Source organism: Streptomyces sp. NPDC001514 (assembly GCF_053597075.1).
Genome location: NZ_JBSFHO010000052.1, coordinates 11,417 through 28,801 on the forward strand (window position 1 = coordinate 11,417; position 17,385 = coordinate 28,801).

Consider the following 17,385-nt stretch of genomic DNA (forward strand, 5'->3'; position numbering starts at 1 on the left):
CACAGGCCGTACCGAAAGGCCAACCATGCCCTCGAACGGAACCGTCGAGAAGATTCCCTCCGCGTGTTCTGTCGCAACGCCGGGTACCGAAGGGAACGAAGGTTCCTTCCCTCTGCGCAACCACCCGCTCCGGATCGCCGGGAAGGACACCGAGAGCGACGGCGTGTACACCATCAGCGGTAGGTCTCTGCGGGAGGACGTCTTCACCAGTGTGCCCCTCGTCGAGCGCACGCCCGCGCGGGACCCCTCCGCGGGCCTTGCCCACCACTCATACGTCGTCGGACGCCGCGCGTTGGCGGGTGACGCAGCTCTGGGCCTGGCGAGCGAGGCGGCTGCCGTGGCGGCTCCCGCCTGGGCGGAGTACCACTGGAACGCCGTACGCACCTGGGCTCCCGGTTCCGTAAGGCCCGTCCTCGGACTCGCGGGCAACGCCCCCGTTGATCAGTTACGCGGCGGGTTGTTCACCGGCTCGCTCGACCCGGCCCGGGGCACCGCGCTGGCTCACCAGACCAGAAAGGAGACGGCCGCATGACTGACCCCGTGGCTCCCGAGGCGGACTGGGACAAGGCGCCCGGTCCGCTGGACGGAGCGAAGGAACTCACCCTCGGCCCGAGTGAACGCGACCTCACGTACGCGCTTACGTCGGTCGCCCAGGGCACCCTGCGAGACCGGGGCGAGACCGGCCACCACAGGAATTCCGTCATACCGGACTTCCCGAAGGGGCCTGGCCCGCTGCGCGAGGCCCTGATCCCGGAGTTCGGGTTCCGTGCCCTGTCTGACAAGATCGGCGGCTACGAACTGGGGCCCGGGGTCCGGATGCCCGACACCACCCCCGTGCAGCGCTACGGCATGGCCGAGGCCCACACGGCGTACATGGGGCTGCCGGTCGAGGCCCTGGCCGGCCAGAGGAACCAGGAATGAGCGGGCGGGGCACGACGTCACCGGCGGCCATGGGCCGGGCCGCGGTGATCACCGGCATCGGGTCGTACGTGCCGCCCGACGTGATCACCAACGAGGACCTGACGGCCCGGCTGGACACGTCGGACGAGTGGATCCGCACGCGTACCGGGATCGCCACCCGGCACGTGGTCGCCCCCGGCACGTCCACCTCCGACCTGGCGGTGGAGGCCGGGCAGCGCGCGCTGAAGTCGGCGGGCAGCGCGGCCGCCGACGGGGTCGTTCTGGCCACGACCACACCGGACCAGCCATGTCCGGCCACCGCTCCTGCCGTGGCCTCGCGGCTGGGCCTCGGCGGCGTCGCCGCCTTCGACGTGTCCGCGGTCTGCTCAGGCTTCCTCTACGGCCTGGCCACTGCTTCCGGCCTGATCGCGGCTGGCGTCGCGGACCGGGTGCTGCTCATCGCGGCGGACGCGTTCACCACCATCATCGATCCACAGGACCGCAGCACCGCCGTCATCTTCGCGGATGGCGCGGGGGCGATCGTCTTGCGGGCCGGAGACCCCCGGGAGCCGGGCGCGGTGGGCCCGTTGGTGCTCGGCAGCGACGGCGAGCTGAGTCATCTCATCGAGGTGCCGGCGGGCGGATCGCGTCAGCGCTCGTCCGGTCGGCCCGCCGCTCCTGAGGAGCACTACTTCCGGATGCGCGGGCGGGACACCTACCGGCACGCGGTCGAGCACATGACGCAGGCCTCGCGGGAGGCGGTGGCCCGGGCGGGATGGCGACCGACGGACATCGACCGATTCGCCGCGCACCAGGCCAACGCCCGTATCCTGGCGACCGTCGCCGACCGGCTGGACATTCCGCCTTCCCGGCGACTGTCCAACATCGAGCACGTCGGCAACACCGGTGTCGCTTCCCTCCCCCTGCTGCTGGCGCAGGCCACGGCGGCCGGGCAGCTCAAGGCCGGCCACAAGGTACTGCTCACGGCGTTCGGCGGCGGACTGGTGTGGGGCGCGACCACCCTCGAATGGCCCGACATCACTGCCTTCTGACACCACCAGGCCCGTATCCCCCCATTCGACTCACCGGAAGGACATGTTGTGTTCGAACAGTTCAAGTCCCTGCTCGTGGACAAGCTGAAGGTTTCCCCCGACCTGATCACTCCCGAGGCCACCCGCGAGGACATCGAGCTCGACTCACTGGCCGTCGTGGAGCTGTCGCTCATGATCGAGACCGAGTTCGGGGCCAAGGTCAGCGACGACGAGTTGCTGGAGGCGAAGAACATCGGCGACATGGTGGCACTGGTGGAGAGCCGGGGCGCGAGGATCTGATGGCCGACACCGATGTCGCCGTCACCGGGCTCGGCCTCGTCACTCCGGGCGGCATCGGGGTCGTGCCGAGCTGGACGGCCGTCCGCTCGGGCCGCGCCACCGCCGCGGCCGACCCGGTGCTGGAACACAACCCGGTGCGGATCTCCTGTCGAGTTCCCGGCTTCGACCCGGACGCCCTGATCGGCGCCCGGAGGGCCCTGCGCCTGGACAGGTTCGTACAGTTCGCGCTCGTGGCCGCACGTGAGGCACTCGCCGACGCCGGTCTCGAACCGCGGGCCTGGGACGGCGCCCGCGTCGGTGTCGTCCTGGGCTGCGGCGACGGCGGACCGGCGACGGTGGAGGCGCAGCATGAGGTGCTGCGCACCCAAGGCCCCGAGCGGGTCTCCCCGTTGCTCCTGCCGATGCAGCTGCCGAACATGCTTGCCGGGCAGGCGGCTATCGAGTTCGGCGCCACCGGGCCCAACCTGGTGGTCTCGACGGCCTGCGCCTCCGGTGCGACGGCCATCGGCACGGCGCGCGACCTGCTTGTCCTCGACCGCTGCGACGTCGTTTTGACCGGCGGCAGCGAAGCCATGCTCACACCGCTGGTGATGGCCGGGTTCGCGCAAATGGGAGCGCTGTCCCGGAGGAACGACGACCCCGCGTCGGCGTCCCGCCCCTTCGACGTCGACCGGGACGGGTTCGTGGCCGGTGAGGGCGCGGGCATTATGGTGCTGGAACGCACCGCGGACGCCCGTGCGCGCGGCGCCCGGGTCCGCGCCCGCGTGCTGGGCTACGGGGCCACCGCCGACGCCCATCACATGACGTCTCCGCGTCCGGACGGGTCCGGACTGGAAACCGCCGTACGGGCCGCCCTCGCCGACGCGGGAGCCACCCCCGGCGATGTACAGCACGTCAACGCGCACGGCACGTCCACGCCGCTCAACGACGCGGTCGAGGCCGCCGTGGTGAAGCGTGCGCTGCCCGGCGATCCGCTGGTGACCTCGACGAAGGGCGTGACGGGCCATCTGCTGGGCGCCGCGGGTGCGGTGGAGGCGGTGTTCACCGTGCTCACCGTTGAACAGAGTCTGGTGCCGCCCACGGCCAACCTCACCGCGCTCGACCCCGTTGTCGACATCAAGGTGGCCGAGGCGGCCACGTCCCTGCCGATCGACCTGGCGCTGAGTCAGTCCTGTGGATTCGGCGGCCAGAACGCGGTCCTGGCTATCGCCTCCGCCTGACCGCCTCCCGCGGCCGGGTCCCGACGGCTCCCCGCCGTCGGGACCCGGCCACGGGCCGCCAACCCACGCGGTGCGCTCGCCGCCCTGTCCCGCACCGTCGTCGGCGTCTCCTCGAACGCCTTCCGCACCGACCCCAGCGGGAAGGGTGCCAAAATCACGCCTCGTCCCGGACGCATGAGGTTCGGCGGCCGGCACCGCCTCAGCTGTCGGCGGGCACACGACAGGAGAAGCACCCACTGGAACGCGGCGGCAGCCGTAGGCATGCCCCATCGAGGTGCGCGTACGCCGCAGGATGTCAGGGCACCTCAGCGCGGCCGATCCGTCCGCCGCGAGCCACGTAGCAGAGCGGCAGATACCAGGCGCCACGCCTCTGGAAGAACCTCCGTCACCCGACGCACGTATCACAGGGCAACAGACGACTGGCATGCAAGTGACACATGGCGCTAACACACCGACAGGCCAGTGTCGGTCGGTCGAGGGGCAACCGGACACACAACCAGAGCACTGGAGTGATGATGAGCACCCGTACCCGCACATCGCCGGCCGGCTACACACTCGGGCTCGGTGATATCTCGCGGATCGAGGCCATTCTCGACGAGCTGTCACGGATCGGCGACGATCCGGGCGGCGAGCGCTTCTACGAGCGCAGATGGGAACTGGCCGCAAACCTTCCCGACGGACTACGAAGGTTCCTGCACGAGTTCCGCTCCACGGAGGGCTCGGCCGCCGCGCTGATCCACGGACTGCCCGTTGACGACTCGCGGCTCGGTCCCACGCCCCCAGCTGGCGCCAGGCCGCCGACGCGCCCGCGGGACGCCGGGAGGAGTACTTTCTGGCGCTGGTGGGCATGGCGCTTGGAGAGCCGTACACCTGGTCCACGCTCCAGGACGGCAGGATGATTCAGAACGTGCTGCCGGTACAGGAGGAGGAAGGCGCGCAGAGCGGCCACGGGCAGGTGCTGCTGGAGTGGCACACCGAGGACGGATTCCACCCGGACCGGTGCGACTACCTACTGCTCTTCGGCGCGCGAAATCACGACGGCACACCGACCACCCTCGCCTCTATACGGGACGTCCAGCTGAGTGACGAGCACCGTGATGTGCTGTTCCAGGAGCGTTTTCACATCCTCCCCGACGACGAGCATCTGCGGCAATTGGCCGCCAAGGACCCCCGGCACCCCGGGCTCGCCCGGATGCGGGAGATGCGGGACAACCCTCAGCCCGTCGCCGTGCTCTTCGGCGCGGAGGACGACCCGTACCTGCGGATCGATCCGTACTTCATGCATGCCTGTCCGGTGACACCGAGGCCGAGAGGGCGCTGGACGAGATCGTCCGGCAGCTCGAAGCTGCCCAGCAGGACATCATCGTCGGTCAAGGCAGCCTGCTGATCATCGACAACTACCGTGCCGTTCACGGCAGGAAGGCGTTCACGGCACGGTTCGACGGCACGGACCGCTGGCTGAAGAAGCTCATCATCGCCCGAAATCTGCGGCCTTCTCGCGGCATTCGCGCATTCGCGCATCCGCGTCGTCCCGCATCCTCGGCTGAGCCGTGGGTGTGACACTTGCAGAAGCTCTGTCGGGGCTGGTGCTGGGACTCGGCCTCATCATGCCCATCGGGGCGCAGAACCTCTTCATCATCCAGCAAGGCATCAGTCTCGGATACCCGCGCTTCCTGCACGCCACGCTGGCGACGACGTGCTGCGATGCCCTGATGATCGCTGTCGGGGCCCTCGGCCTGGGGGCGGTGTTCCAGAACAACGACACCCTGCGCACCGTGCTGCTCGTTGCCGGATCCGGGTACCTGCTCTACCTCGCGGTGCAGGGCCTGCGAGCGTCGGCTGAGCACCTGGAGGACACCGGGTCGTCCGTGTCGGGGCCGCGTGCAACGGTCGTTCGCGCGGCGGGCGTCTCGCTGCTGAACCCGCACGCGGTGCTCGACACCGTGGGGGTGCTGGGCGCGGTGGCGGCCACTCACTCCGGCCTGGGGCGGCTGGCCTTCGCGCTGGGCGCGGTGCTCGCCTCGCTGCTGTGGTTCACCTTCCTCGGCGGGGCCGCCTCCGCCGTCCGTAACCGGCTGACGCCCAGGGTGCGGCGGATCATCTCGATCTGCTCCTCGCTCGTCATGGCGGGCTTCGCGGTGATGCTCTGCAGCGAGGTGCTGGCTGAGCTTCACGTTTGAACTCGCTGGGTCTGTGGCCAGGGCTGATTCAAAGTCGTGGTGATCTTGTTGTTGTGGTGCTGGTCAGACGATGCCGGGAGCTTGAGTGGTCGGGTGAATGGTTCGTAGGACGCCTCGTGGAGTCCGGTGGCGATGTTGCGGTGTCCGGCGTCCCGGAGGTCGTTGATCGCGAGGTTGCGGAGGGTGGCCAGGTTGGCCGGTCCGTGGCCGGTGCGGATCTCCGAGGCGTCCTCGGCGAAGGTGGTGTCCCGGATGTGGTGGAGCCGGTTCTCGATCGTCCACTGTGAACGGGCCGGCTCGGTCGTCGGATCCCGCCTGGCGGAACACACCGGTTGAACCACCGCGGTGTACGGCCCTATGTGTACCGGCGCCGCACACCGCGCGACCGTGCTCCCCCGCCACGGACGCCGACGGTAACCTCAGAATCAGGCCAACTGGGAAATGTGGAGGTCGCCGCCCCGCGCGAGCTCGGGATCGTGGGACAGAATTGCATGCTCCACGCCGCGCAGGGACGGTGAGGGCAGGACGCCGATCTCGTCGGAGAGCCTGCGCCACATGCGGCGGTAGGCGTCGAGGGCGTCGGCCTGGCGACCCGACCGGTACAGAGCGATCATCAATTGTTCGCAAAAACGTTCCCGCAGCGGGTTGCTGGTGTGGACGTCGTTGAGTTCGGCAAGGATCTGTGCATGGCGGCCGGCACCGATTTCGGCATCGAAGAGGAGTTCCATCGAGCGCAGTCGGTGCTCTTCGTAGCGGGCACCGGCGAGACGGCACGCGGAGCCGCCGGGGAAGTGACCGAATACTGGTCCTCGCCACATACCCAGAGCCTGGCGCAACAGTTCGGCCGCCCGCGCGGGGCACTCGGGGAGCAGCGTCTCCGCTTCTCCGACCTTCTGGACGAACTCCGCGGCGTCGAGCTCTCCGCTCCCCACCACCAGCCGGTAGCCGGAGGGATGAGTGGTCAAACGCGAGGTGATGCGCTCGGGTTCCAAGGATCTCAGCCGACGACGCAGTCGACTGATGTGTGCCTGGAGCGCGTTGGTCTGATGGTCCGGTGCCGAGTCCCCCCACACCTCTTCTACGAGCATCTCACCCGGTACGGCCCGGCCTTCACTCACGAGCAGTACCTGGATGAGAGCGCGCTGCAGGTCTCCTGGAATCTCCACATGCCCGGCGGGGGTGCGTATCTCCAAGGCTCCGAGTATCGAGAAGCTCAGCACACCGTTCTCCCTTGCAGCTGTCTGCGTCGGAAACGAATGTGGGCGAGGTCTCGCCCTTGAGTTGTTGTGGCAAGCGTCGGAGGGCTGCACGCGGGAGCACATCAGCGCGCCACACTATCCCTGCTGCCCAGAGACGCCCGGCCACCACCCCTCCAACCCCCGTCGTCAGGTGGTGGTGATGGTGAATTGTCGCACACAGAAATTCCCGCAGGAAGGCAGATCTCAACGCTTCCCCGTGCAGGTGCGGCACGACACCGAACACGACGGCCTCGAGGAGACAGTCAACTGAGAGGTCGTCAAGTCCGTTTCTGGTAGCGGCCTCGTCCGGGTTGGGTGAGGAAGCCTTGGCGGGTGAGGCGACCGAGGCGGCTGCGGGTGATGTGGACGGACGCCTCGTCGGTGCACATGCCGAGGAGTTCGAAAGCAGGTCAAACTCCGCGCGTGGTTGAGCCCCAGGACGCCAGGGAGGCTGCGTGCCCCGGGATGTGCTCCGTGGCACGCAACCGGATCACTTCCCCCCAGGGCAAGTCGTCCTCGAAGACCACCGCGCCGTTCCGGTCGAGCAGCCGGGCGCGGACCGTCCCGTCCGCCGCGGTATCCGGAGTGCGCTCGAGGACGGCGAGGAGCTCGCGGGAGTTACGGCGGACCATGCCCACCCGCTCCGTGTGACTCGTCACGGAGAGCACCTTGGCGATCTCCGACTTCGACATGGCCCGGGCGTTGTCGATCGAGGCACTGTGCCCGAATAGGATCTGACGAGCGGCGTCGATCAGCGCCCGGTCGCTGAGGGCGATGTGCGCCAGCAGCCAGTCCGCCTGGACCCGGTCGGCATCGGTTATGGGGCAGTTCTCGGTGATGGACTCGGCCGCTGCCAGCAGGTCCTGGTAGGCGTCGGCGAGGACTTTGGTCTCCACGGAGGCTCCGGTACAGGGGTGTAGGGGCGCCGGCGGCCACGACGCACCGCGCCGGACGCCGCCACTGGATCAGCGAGATGCGGGATCGGAGGCGAGCTTGGGAGCGGTTGTCGCGGGGGCGGCCGCGGCCTTGGCAGCCTGCTTCTTCCGGCCGGGCAGGATGATCAGGGCGAACAGGCCGCCGACGAGTGTGCCGATCGCGGCAGTGGTGAACCCGATCCGCAGCCCTCGGTGAAGATCGGGCCGACCGTGTCCCTCACCGGGCCCCGCAGCTGGGCCGGCAGCTGTCCGATGACTCCCAGATCGCCATGCGAGAGCGCGCTCACGGCTTCCTGCCGCATGCCGGGGTCCATGGCGGTCCCGGCCACCGCGTCCGGGACCGCGTCACTTAGGTGCCGGATGAGCAAGGTGCCACAGAGGGCGACGCCGAAGACGCTGCCCACCTGCCGGAAGGTGTGGCAGACGCCGGAGGCGGTGCCAGCCTGCTCGGGGCGCACCGAGGAGAGCAGGGCGACGGTGGCGGGCGCGCCGACCAAGGAGACACCGGCGCCGAGCAGGGCCATCGACCACCAGTACTCGCTGTAGCCGCTTCCCGGGCCCAGCAGGCCAAGGGCGAAGAGGCCGACGACGCTCGCCACGGAACCGGTGAGAATCGGCACCTTGGGACCGAATTTGGCGGCGACCACACTGGCAACGTACGAGAACACCATGATCGCGACATTCAGGGCCAGGAAGCGTACGCCGGTCTCGGTGGTGGACAGCCCGTTGACCCGCTGGAGGTAGAAGGTGAGTAGGAAGATGCTCCCATAGAGGCCAAACAGGCCGAAGAAGTTGACCGCGCCGGCGACGACGAGCACGGGGCTGCGGGAAAGGCTCATCGGCAGCATGGGATGCTCCTGGCGCAGCTCCCGGCCGACGAAAGCGGTCATCGCGACGGCGGCGAAGGCGAAGGCGGCGAGGAGCAACGAGTCGCTCCAGCCCCTGGCACTCGCCAGCAGACAAGCAACGACGAGGGCATAGGCGTCGATGACCCACTGCAGCTGGGTCATGTTGGTGGACAGGGCGTGCTGGATCTCGGGCAGTGCCACGTTCACGATCGTGGAGTCGAGGTAGACCATGAAGATCCCGATGCAGATGAAAGGCAGCAGAAGACCTTTGCCTCGGGCGGCGGGATCGGGATTTGTCATGTCTTCCTCACGCACGGGAGCGAAAGGGGGCTGTCCAGGACATCACCACGGCTGCCGGCATGGGCAAGGGCGGCTGCACGTACTTCGAGACCAAGGGCCACGTGCTCAGGGCCATGCGGGAGGAGTACGTCAGCGCCTTTTCCGACACCACCGAGGCGATCTTGACGAGGGGCGAAGCCTGGTGGCCGACGCCGGACGTGCTGCTGACTCAGCCTATCCACCACGCGGTCAACCACGCCGAGCCGCACCGCCTCGTCCGCAGGTCGGCGAACGCGACAGCGCTGTATCTGCGCAAGGAGTCCAACGCACGGGTGGTGGAGTGCATTTGCGAGTTCGTCGTACGCGGGGAGCACGTCGGGGCGCTCCGTAGCCGCAATGCCGGCTGAGCCTTCCGCGTGAACTATTAGGCGGCCGACGGGCTGTTGGAGGATCTCATCGCGCAGAGCGGTCCCATCGATATCGAGGATGTCACGCGCAGCGATCTGGAGCTCGGGCACCGGACACTGGGCGCTTCGGATGCCAAGTGAACTTCGTCCACGCGGAAGGGGTTGCACTCGGTTCGTCGACTCGAAAGCGCGGAATCCATCTCGGCGGACCCACATCCTTGCGGTCCGCCGAGATCGCTTCCTCATGCTGGAAGAGGGCAGGATTCGAACCTGCCCGGACCACGAGGATCCTCCGACCACGAGCGCGGACTCAGGTCCCCGATAAACCACCCCGGACACCTCTCCCGGTAAGTGGCCGATTGGGTAAGCCGTTCACGAGAGATACTCTGGCAGGTCGTCCTGATGCGAGACTGACGCTCTGCTGACGCCCCGGCCAATCCGTGCCTCCCCCTTTCGACGGATGTCCGTCAGGTGCTCTACTTTTCCTGGCCTCATTGCTCCACGAGGGAACATATGTGTCCGTGTCGGAAACGGACAGGCCGGTTCTCCGGGCTGTCACATCACATATCCAGGCCGAGAATCCGAGAGGGTCGTTCGCCGCCCCGAACCTGCAAGCGAGGGATACCTGCTTAAGGTAACTGCGCGCGACAAGATCTCCCGCGCACACCGCAACGCTCCGAAGGCGCAGGAGGTCGCCCTCCTGAGTGGGGTGGACCGGCGCAGAGGCTGCGCCGGCTCTTCCTCTGCACCATCAAACCGGGCAGTCGTCCACATCTCCTACGCGCCCGTGTACGGCACTCGTACCGGCTGGACCGTCGACGGAAGGCAAGAACCGTCAGCCACATCCGGCCCTCCCCGGGCCGGGCAACACATGGAGGCACCCATGCCGCACTCCAACCTCAGCAAGGATGCCCTGCGCCAGACCATGGTCGAGCAGCTCAGACTCATCATGGGGCTGCCCGACGACGAGTGCGTGGCCTGTGAGGCCGACCAGGTCCTGCCCCTCGACGCCCGGCCCGGCGTCGAGCCGACCGCGGCTTGAACGCGCGTCCCACCGGTCAGTCCCGTATCAGTCACGCATCAGTGCGATACGGAAGACTGGTCGCCGTATCGCCCGGTAGCCGGCCCAGACACCGCCCCACCCCGGGAAGCCCGCGGTTTAGGGCTACCAACCATAACCGCGATGCACTGATGTCATCGCCGTACAGCCTCCGTCCGCGCAAACGATGTTGCCGCGCGCCCGCTAAGGAGTTGCCTCAATATGATCTCAACGCGCTCTGAATATCCGTGAGCTTCTCCTATGGCCGTGGCTGTGGAGATCGACGAGCAGGTGCCGGCGGCGAAGTGTGACACGGTGCTGCCGCACTCGGACGAGCGGCGGCATCGGATGGTGCTTGCGGCCGAGGCCGGATCGCTGGCTATGACGGGGGCTCCCTGGTTTCGCGGGCGGCGGGTGTCTCACGGGTGACAATCACCGTGGGAGTCCACGCGTCGGAGGCAGGCGCCGATCCAGCGCCCGGGGCGGGCGCGACGTGCCGGCAGGTGCCGCAAGCCGCTGATCGCGGCCGATACGACCTGCTGGAGGCGCTGGTCGAGCCCGAGTCCCGGAGCGATCCGACGACCCGCCCGCGGTGGACCACCGATCGGAACCGCAACCTCGCCGAGGAGCTGGCCGAGCAGGACCACCAGGTCTCCCAGCTGGCTGCCAGTGGTCAGCGACGGCGACACCGCGCCGTTCGCGGTGGGAGACCATCCGCCGCTGGTGGCCAGCATGGGCACCAGCGCACATCCGCAGGCCACCCGCCTGCTGGTCACCGCCCACGCCGGATGATCGAACGGCTACCGCCCGCGCCTGTGGAAGCACGAGTTCCGCAGCGAGTGGAACCGCACCATCACCGCGAACACCACGTCCAGTTGAGCGTACCGCTCATTGCCACGCACGAATCCAGGCACGAAGCCGAGCACCTCAGTCGAAGGAGTGCACCGTATGCCATCGCGACACGTTCCCTCCTCACGGGACGTTTCCAAGCCGCTCACCGCATCGCAGCCGTCCCTTTCCCAACCGACCGCCGGGGCCTCGGCGACCTTCGCCGAACTCCTCAGGCGGGTCAAGAAGGAGAGGCTACTCGACTTCGCCCCCCGGTACTACATCGGCCGGATGACTCTTAACGCGCTGCTCCTGGCCGTGGGTTTCGTGGCGTTCTTCCTGCTCGGTGACAGCTGGTGGCAACTGGTCGTGGCCGCCTGGATGGGCCTGTGCGGGGCCCAGTGCGCGTTCATGTTCCACGACGCGGGTCACAAGGCCATGTTTCGCAGCAAGCGCGCGTCCACCGCGGTCGGTTACATCCACGCGAACCTGATCAACGGCGCGAGCTATGGCTGGTGGGTCAACAAGCATAACCGCCACCACAGCAACCCCAATCACCTGGACATGGATCCCGACATCGGGCGCCGTACGGTGATCTTCGACCTCAAGCAGTACGCGACACGCAGCGGCAGGAAGCGGCTCATCGTGCGCTACCAGAGCGTGCTGTTCTTCGTCCTGCTCGTCCTGGAGTCGGTGCAGATGAACAAGATCGCCGTGAAGGAGATCTCCCGGGGCCAGGTCAAGCAGCCGCTACTGGAGGGAACCCTGATCACCGTGCGTGCGGCAATCTACCTGGGCCTGACGTTCTGGCTTCTCTCGCCCATGCTCGCGGCGTCGTTCATCGTGGTCCAGTACGCCGCCCAGGGCTTCTACTTCGGCATGATCTTCGCCCCGAACCACAAGGGGATGGACGTGCGCGACGGCGAGGAGGAGACGCTGGACTGGCTGGAACGGCAGGTCCTGACCTCACGGAACATCCATCCCTCACGGACCATCGACTTCCTCTATGGCGGTCTGAACTACCAGATCGAGCACCACCTGTTCCCGTCCATGGCCCAGAAGAACCTTCCCCGGGCCCGGGAACTCACCCGGGAGTACTGCGAGGAGCGCGGCATCCCCTACCACGAGGTGGGGTTCTGGAGCTCCTACCGGGAGGTCGCGTCCTTCCTTCACGAAGTGAGCGCGCCCGTGCGCAACGGCACGGTGGAACAGTATCTGCGGCCCACCACGTGAGAACGGCGGGCAGCGGCCGCGCCCACCGGCGGCTGCTGCCCGCCCGTTCCGCTTCGTCTCGTCGCGCGTACCACGCCGCGGTCCGCCTCGTACGAGCGAGCCGTTCCCGGATGCGTCGGCCAGTTCATCGGCTCCCTCGAACTGGGACGCGTGGCCGACCCGGTTCGGACGGACACCCAGCCTTTCTCGTGAACCTCGACGCTCCGTCCTCATCCCGGACACAGACGACGAACTCGTTCGGGGCGGAGCCGGTTCGGCGCCCGGCCGCGTCTGGACGGTCAGTCGGCCTCTAGCCCGTCAGCCCATCAGACAGAGGTTCTGGCCCTCGGCGCTGTACGGGTACTCTTGCCACCGGCGGACGGCGACCGGGCACGAGGTCGAGCGGGCGCCCGTACGTCGCGGCGAGCCGGTCGTTGACCAGGTCGAAGAACGGGATGATCGCGAGCAGCAGCCTCGGGGGGTCCTCCCGCAGGAAGAACCGCAACGGCGGTCTGGTCCAGTGCACGTCGCCGCGAACCTCCTGCTCGTCTATCGGCACCTCCAGGGCCCAGAACGGCACCCCCAGCCGCTTCACCCCGTGCGCGTAGACCTGTGGGTTGGTCCAGGCGAAGAGGTACTCAATCCCGGCCTGCCTGCAGTAGCTGATCAGCGCGTGCAGGACGGCCTGGGCGGCCAGAGGGTCGTACGACGAGAAACGTCCGAATTCCCCGGAGCGACCGCGGTTTCGGTCGATGAATTCGCGCATTCCCGGCGTCAGTCGAAAATAGCGCTCGGTGTCGAGGTGAGGTCGCCGTGCGCCGATCTCCAGACCGGCTGTCGCGACAATTCTCCCATCCCGCCGCGCCACGAACAGCACGTCGGGTTCCGAAATCCACGACGCCCCATATTCGGCTTCGTACTTCTCCGCGCAGAAACGCAGCCCCTCCGCGAACGCGGCGCCGGTGGCCACCGTGACCTCGATGCCGTGGGCGGCTTCCGTACGCACGCCGCCGGGGAGGGCGGCGAGCTCCGAGGCCGTCATGACCCGACCCGGCATGCCCGCGACCGGGTAGACCAGCCGACCGGACGAGGAGTGGACCATTCCCGGACCTCCGGCTCCTTTACGATCCTTCTGCCCCCGAGGCGCCGTCGTGTATCAGCCTTCGGACTCACCCCGCCTACGGCGGAAGGACCGTCACTCCGCGTCACCGCCCTCAGTGTTGAGGCGGCGGCTCGGAGTCGCGCCGGGGCGCTACTCCGGCCACTGCCGTACTGGGCGCGGTGCCCTCCGTGGCCGTTGACACACACCTTCGGCGCATATCGGGCGCATGTCATTTCGCGGACTGACCCTGTGGAGACGATCGCGGTTGCCTGGGCCGGTCGACCCATGGCTCGACACTCTCGGATACCAGACGAATTGAGATTTGCGTCCATAGCCGATAATAATGAGGACTCAACTTCCGGTTTTCAAGGGTTCTGACGACGAATCGAAGGATTTTCCGCTATTGCCACCGATCCGTTTCGCGCCAGACATCTGACCGTACATCAGAGAACGGTACGGGTCAGGGCTTCGGCGTAGTCGCGTGACGCCCAGTTTGTGATCACTTGAGGCCGAGGAGCGCGAGGGGGCGACGGGGGTCGCGGGCGTTGTGGCGGAGGCCGGCCGCGATGTTCTTCGCTCCGGCTGCCCGGAGGGCTCCGATGGCGAGGTTGCGCCAGGTGGCCATCGCCCGGGGCGCGTTGCCGGTCCGCAGTTGTGAGGCGTCCTCGGCGAAGGTGGTGTCGCGGACGTGGTGCAGCGCCTCGATCCTCCAGTGGTCGCGGACGAGCCGGGCCAGCTGGGACGGGGCGGCCTGCTCGGCGGTCAGGCTGGTGACGGCGTAGACCGTCTTGACGGTGGTTCTGCCGGTCTTGCGATCGGTGCGGCGGCGCTTGATCTGGACGGCCTGGCGGGCTCCGGGGAAGAGAAGGTTGTTCACTGTGGCGACCTTGATCCGGCGGATCTCCGCGCGTCCGTGGCCGACGCCCTTGGTGCGTCCCTGGAGTGGGATGTCCTTCCAGGGAAGGGACTTGAGCTGTCGGCGCAGTTTCTTCTGGTTGCCCTTGACGATCACGATGTAGTGCGCCGCGCGGCCGAGCAGGTAGTCGGCGTGCTCGCGCTGGGTGTGCATGGCGTCGCTGGTGACCACGACGCCGGCCACGTCGGTGACGGTGTCCAGCAGGGGCTGGAAGCAGGTGATCTCGTTGGTCTTCTCGCCGACGTCCATCTGGGCAAGGACCAGGCCGGTGGTGTGGTCGAGTGCGGCAAGAAGATGGATCTTCCGGTCCTTCGCCCTGGCCGCGCCACGCAGACTCTTGCCGTCCACGGCCAGGCCGCGCAGCCCGGCGGCCCCGGTCGCCTTCGGGCGGCGGTCCGCGAGCCAGCTCCCGACGGCTCTGTCCAGTGCGTCACCGTCGACGCGGGCCAGCAGCCGGCGGACCGTGGTCTCAGCAGGCAGGACCCGCCTGGGCAGAAGCGGATCGGGGCGGGCGCCGACCTGTTCGAGCACGTGCGCCGGGGCGTCGGCGATCCACTCAGCGACCGCGAGCAGCGAGGTCGCTCCCGCCAGCACCGCGCACGAGGTGAGTGCGAGCACGACGGCCAGGCGGTGGCGCACGCCGCGTGGATCACGCGGGTCCGGCACCTCAGCCAGCCGCTCCAGCAGGCCCGGGACCTCCTCGGGTCCGGCCTGCGGACTCTCACGCAGTTGGTCAAGGGCAGGCGGGATCAGCGATGATGCGTCTGCAGGCACGGTCTTCCACTCGGATCACGGGGCGTAGAGAACTCCATGATCTTGGAAGCCGTGCCTGTCAACGTTCCGAGAGCCCCGCCGAGCTGGCAGATCGCCACGAACCGGGCGACACGCGACTACGCCGAAGCCCTGCGGTACGGGTCAGTCAGTTTCAAACGGCCGACCCGACGGCCTCCCGCCCTGCATGCGGGTGGATCTCTCTCCCGATGGTTTCTCACACACCTTGAGCCCGCTGGCGCGAGGACGCGGCGATGGACCAGTGATCAGGGTCGGCCGGGCTGCCGACGGAAGGGCAGGGAACCGCGATTCACAGGGGGGTCTTGGAAGTCCCGTGGAACTGCCCGCTGGACCGCGGGGTATCGGCCTGCCTCGGTCAGAGCGGTGCGCAACAGGAACTCGATCTGCGCGTTGGTGCTGCGCAATTCATCACCGGCCCAGCTGGCCAGGGCGTCGTAGAGGTCGGGATGGAGTCGCAACAGAACCTGCTTGCGGTGCTGTTGCCCCCTGCTTTTCTTGGCGTCCTCTTGGTTCGCCACAGGAGCGGCAGTCCCTTCAGCGGTAGCGGGATCTTGGAGCGCTGCGGCCGTGTCGTACCCCGCTCACTCGCCGCGGCTCACTTGGACACACGATCGCTCCGGCGGTCAAAGCGTACACGGCAAACCAACACATGGTCATGCACCCTTGTTGGTTTAAACGTGTCCGCGGAGGGAGTGTCTTGGTAGGATGACGCGAGCGCGGATTACTGGGGTAGGTCACCACCGAGGTCGTGTGGACACCTGCCTCCCTCCGCGTGAGATCACCAACGCTTTGGCACCGGGCGGCCGCTTCCTGGACCGAGAGATCGGGGCGCACCGGGATGACGGCGATTGCCCCCGAAGCGCACCCCTTGAGCCAGTGATTTCGAGGTAGGCGCTTCGGCGTGTCGGGGGAGGGCGGAGCGGTGCCTGGTACAGGAGAGTCGAGAGTGACGAAGAGGCTGGCGGACTTCGCCGTCGACAACGGTACCGTCGATGTCGAACAGGCTCAACGCCACCTGCATGACGGTCGGGCCGTGGTACTTCCGAATCCGGCCCCCCTCACCTGCGTTGTCGCCGCGACCCAGTCTCATGCCGTCAACCGGGCTTTGGGGCGCTCCCTGAGCTTTCCGACCACCCTCTGGGTCCACCATCCGAGGACCAGGGCCGAGTTGCGTGCGATGCTCGCTCTGACCGCACGGGGCAGGCGCGTTCTGGACTCGTTGCTGGCCGCCGAGAGCGTGATCCTCTCCGTACCGGTAAGTCCGCGGCAGGCCGAGTGGATCGCCCCCGCTGTGAAGGATGGGAGGGTTCATGTGTTCGGGGCGTGCTGGCAGGTGCTGAGTCCTGTGATCGCCCCCTTCCCGGTGCTGTTCATGGATCACGCCAAGCGCGGCGGCCATCCGGCGGCCGGCTGCGCGGCCGATGCGATCAAGATGTTCCCGCTCTCCGTGCCCGTTCTTGGAACAGCCGCCCTGGACGTCGAACCACACGAACTCGGTATTCCCGGTGAGGGCCTCGGGCAGCGTGTGAGACCAGTGACAATGTGCCTCAACCCGATGGGGCAGGCCAGGCTCCAGTTTCCGGGATCCCGGAGCACCCGCTGGCTGGACCCGCAGGAAGTTCTTGACAGCATCCACGGACTGAGACCGATACCCGGCGACCCGCATCGCCTTCCCTGAGACCGGCTTCACGAGATCACCGCCCTGCGCCACAGCGAAGGCGCGGTGACCGTCGAGTTCTGTCCTGGCCTTACTCAGGAAGCCTCCGAACCGGCCCGGGTGTCCACTGGGCAGGCCCTGCCCTCAGGCCCCCTTCACGGGGTCGTGGCGTGCACAGCCGTTCAGCCCGATCGCGGTCTGGGCCGGGTGCTTGGCCGAGCGGGATCTCAGCCGTGGTGTCGGCCTCGCGGGTCGGCGCCGCCTCTTCCAGCCGGCGCTGCTCGCCAACGGCGTCCATCTTGGGGTGGCGCAGCGCCGACCAGAGGGCGAGCCGACTCGCTCGCGGTCCACAGCCGGTCGAAGGTCGCGAGCAGGACGGGTTTGACCCGTGTGGGCACAAGGCCGGTCGACTCCTCGTACGACGGCGTCCTCCACTTCGCCGCGTTCTCGCAGGTCGGCGAGTCGGTCGCGGACCCCGAGAAGTACTGGGTGAACAACGTC

At 67.9% G+C, this 17,385-nt stretch carries 17 protein-coding genes, 1 tRNA gene and 3 pseudogenes; 13 read left to right on the top strand and 8 right to left on the bottom strand.

The genetic code is table 11. The features are described 5' to 3' along the window. Positions 1–25 precede the first annotated feature (25 nt). The 8 genes from ACWCXB_RS34640 (at position 26) to ACWCXB_RS34675 (ending at position 5,631) form a co-directional block, all read left to right on the top strand. On the top strand, positions 26–532 hold the full coding sequence (locus tag ACWCXB_RS34640) for a hypothetical protein (RefSeq protein WP_450728146.1): 507 nt from the start codon (positions 26–28) through the stop codon (positions 530–532). Beyond that, positions 529–921 (top strand): hypothetical protein, encoded by a 393-nt coding sequence (locus ACWCXB_RS34645; protein WP_450728148.1) that lies wholly within the window; start codon positions 529–531, stop codon positions 919–921. The genes ACWCXB_RS34640 and ACWCXB_RS34645 overlap by 4 nt, the downstream gene beginning before the upstream one ends. Then, complete coding sequence (locus tag ACWCXB_RS34650; protein WP_450728150.1) at positions 918–1,952, top strand: beta-ketoacyl-ACP synthase III; 1,035 nt, start codon at positions 918–920, stop codon at positions 1,950–1,952. Before ACWCXB_RS34645 ends, ACWCXB_RS34650 begins: the two co-directional genes overlap by 4 nt. 48 nt (positions 1,953–2,000) lie before the next feature. After that, positions 2,001–2,231, top strand: coding sequence for an acyl carrier protein (locus ACWCXB_RS34655; protein WP_450728152.1), 231 nt, complete (start codon positions 2,001–2,003; stop codon positions 2,229–2,231). Next, positions 2,231–3,451: a beta-ketoacyl-[acyl-carrier-protein] synthase family protein gene (locus ACWCXB_RS34660; protein WP_450728154.1), complete on the top strand. Its 1,221-nt coding sequence runs from the start codon at positions 2,231–2,233 to the stop codon at positions 3,449–3,451. The genes ACWCXB_RS34655 and ACWCXB_RS34660 overlap by 1 nt, the downstream gene beginning before the upstream one ends. A gap of 515 nt (positions 3,452–3,966) precedes the next feature. Beyond that, complete coding sequence (locus ACWCXB_RS34665; RefSeq protein WP_450728156.1) at positions 3,967–4,350, top strand: hypothetical protein; 384 nt, start codon at positions 3,967–3,969, stop codon at positions 4,348–4,350. Positions 4,351–4,603: 253 nt separating this feature from the next. After that, the gene (locus ACWCXB_RS34670; protein ID WP_450728179.1) at positions 4,604–5,011 is read left to right on the top strand and encodes a TauD/TfdA family dioxygenase; all 408 of its coding nucleotides are present in this window, start codon (positions 4,604–4,606) and stop codon (positions 5,009–5,011) included. Continuing rightward, positions 5,008–5,631, top strand: coding sequence for a LysE/ArgO family amino acid transporter (locus ACWCXB_RS34675; RefSeq protein WP_450728158.1), 624 nt, complete (start codon positions 5,008–5,010; stop codon positions 5,629–5,631). Before ACWCXB_RS34670 ends, ACWCXB_RS34675 begins: the two co-directional genes overlap by 4 nt. Here ACWCXB_RS34675 and ACWCXB_RS34680 read toward each other — a convergent pair. From ACWCXB_RS34680 to ACWCXB_RS34695, 4 genes are all read right to left on the bottom strand, one after another. After that, entirely contained in the window at positions 5,622–5,960 is a 339-nt protein-coding gene (locus tag ACWCXB_RS34680) for a hypothetical protein (RefSeq protein ID WP_450728160.1), read from the bottom strand. The genes ACWCXB_RS34675 and ACWCXB_RS34680 overlap by 10 nt on opposite strands. 96 nt (positions 5,961–6,056) lie before the next feature. Then, positions 6,057–6,824 carry an AfsR/SARP family transcriptional regulator gene (locus ACWCXB_RS34685; protein WP_450728162.1) on the bottom strand — a complete coding sequence of 256 codons (768 nt, stop codon included), beginning with the start codon at positions 6,822–6,824 and terminating at the stop codon, positions 6,057–6,059. A gap of 455 nt (positions 6,825–7,279) precedes the next feature. Next, positions 7,280–7,765 carry a hypothetical protein gene (locus ACWCXB_RS34690; protein ID WP_450728164.1) on the bottom strand — a complete coding sequence of 162 codons (486 nt, stop codon included), beginning with the start codon at positions 7,763–7,765 and terminating at the stop codon, positions 7,280–7,282. A gap of 164 nt (positions 7,766–7,929) precedes the next feature. Further along, positions 7,930–8,952 (bottom strand): MFS transporter, encoded by a 1,023-nt coding sequence (locus ACWCXB_RS34695; RefSeq protein WP_450728166.1) that lies wholly within the window; start codon positions 8,950–8,952, stop codon positions 7,930–7,932. A gap of 59 nt (positions 8,953–9,011) precedes the next feature. Here ACWCXB_RS34695 and ACWCXB_RS34700 point away from each other — a divergent pair, with 59 nt between their 5' ends. Beyond that, the gene (locus ACWCXB_RS34700; RefSeq protein ID WP_450728168.1) at positions 9,012–9,338 is read left to right on the top strand and encodes a hypothetical protein; all 327 of its coding nucleotides are present in this window, start codon (positions 9,012–9,014) and stop codon (positions 9,336–9,338) included. A gap of 249 nt (positions 9,339–9,587) precedes the next feature. On the opposite strand, the gene ACWCXB_RS34705 is transcribed toward ACWCXB_RS34700, so the two are convergent. Beyond that, positions 9,588–9,683 (bottom strand) — tRNA-OTHER (locus ACWCXB_RS34705). Between the two features lie 538 nt (positions 9,684–10,221). Between ACWCXB_RS34705 and ACWCXB_RS34710 the strand changes: the two genes are divergently transcribed. The 3 genes and pseudogenes from ACWCXB_RS34710 to ACWCXB_RS34720 all read left to right on the top strand — a co-directional run bounded on the left by ACWCXB_RS34710 (position 10,222) and on the right by ACWCXB_RS34720 (position 12,438). After that, positions 10,222–10,380, top strand: coding sequence for a hypothetical protein (locus tag ACWCXB_RS34710; protein ID WP_450728170.1), 159 nt, complete (start codon positions 10,222–10,224; stop codon positions 10,378–10,380). Between the two features lie 657 nt (positions 10,381–11,037). Then, positions 11,038–11,166, top strand: a pseudogene (locus tag ACWCXB_RS34715) (ISAzo13-like element transposase-related protein); the annotation flags it as partial. 159 nt (positions 11,167–11,325) lie between these two features. After that, a complete protein-coding gene (locus ACWCXB_RS34720; RefSeq protein WP_450728172.1) occupies positions 11,326–12,438 on the top strand; it encodes a fatty acid desaturase family protein in 1,113 nt (370 codons plus the stop codon). Between the two features lie 289 nt (positions 12,439–12,727). Here the strand turns inward: ACWCXB_RS34720 and ACWCXB_RS34725 are convergent, their stop codons facing one another. Both ACWCXB_RS34725 and ACWCXB_RS34730 read right to left on the bottom strand, forming a co-directional pair. Continuing rightward, positions 12,728–13,459, bottom strand: a complete 732-nt coding sequence (locus tag ACWCXB_RS34725; protein WP_450728173.1) for a thermostable hemolysin — start codon at positions 13,457–13,459, stop codon at positions 12,728–12,730. 718 nt (positions 13,460–14,177) lie between these two features. Beyond that, a pseudogene (locus tag ACWCXB_RS34730) lies at positions 14,178–15,209 on the bottom strand (ISAs1 family transposase); the annotation flags it as partial. Between the two features lie 964 nt (positions 15,210–16,173). Between ACWCXB_RS34730 and ACWCXB_RS34735 the strand changes: the two are divergent. Beyond that, positions 16,174–16,905, top strand: coding sequence for a hypothetical protein (locus ACWCXB_RS34735; protein ID WP_450728175.1), 732 nt, complete (start codon positions 16,174–16,176; stop codon positions 16,903–16,905). Positions 16,906–17,028: 123 nt separating this feature from the next. Here ACWCXB_RS34735 and ACWCXB_RS34740 read toward each other — a convergent pair. Then, positions 17,029–17,264: pseudogene (locus ACWCXB_RS34740) on the bottom strand (GntR family transcriptional regulator); the annotation flags it as partial. Between the last annotated feature and the right edge of the window lie 121 nt (positions 17,265–17,385).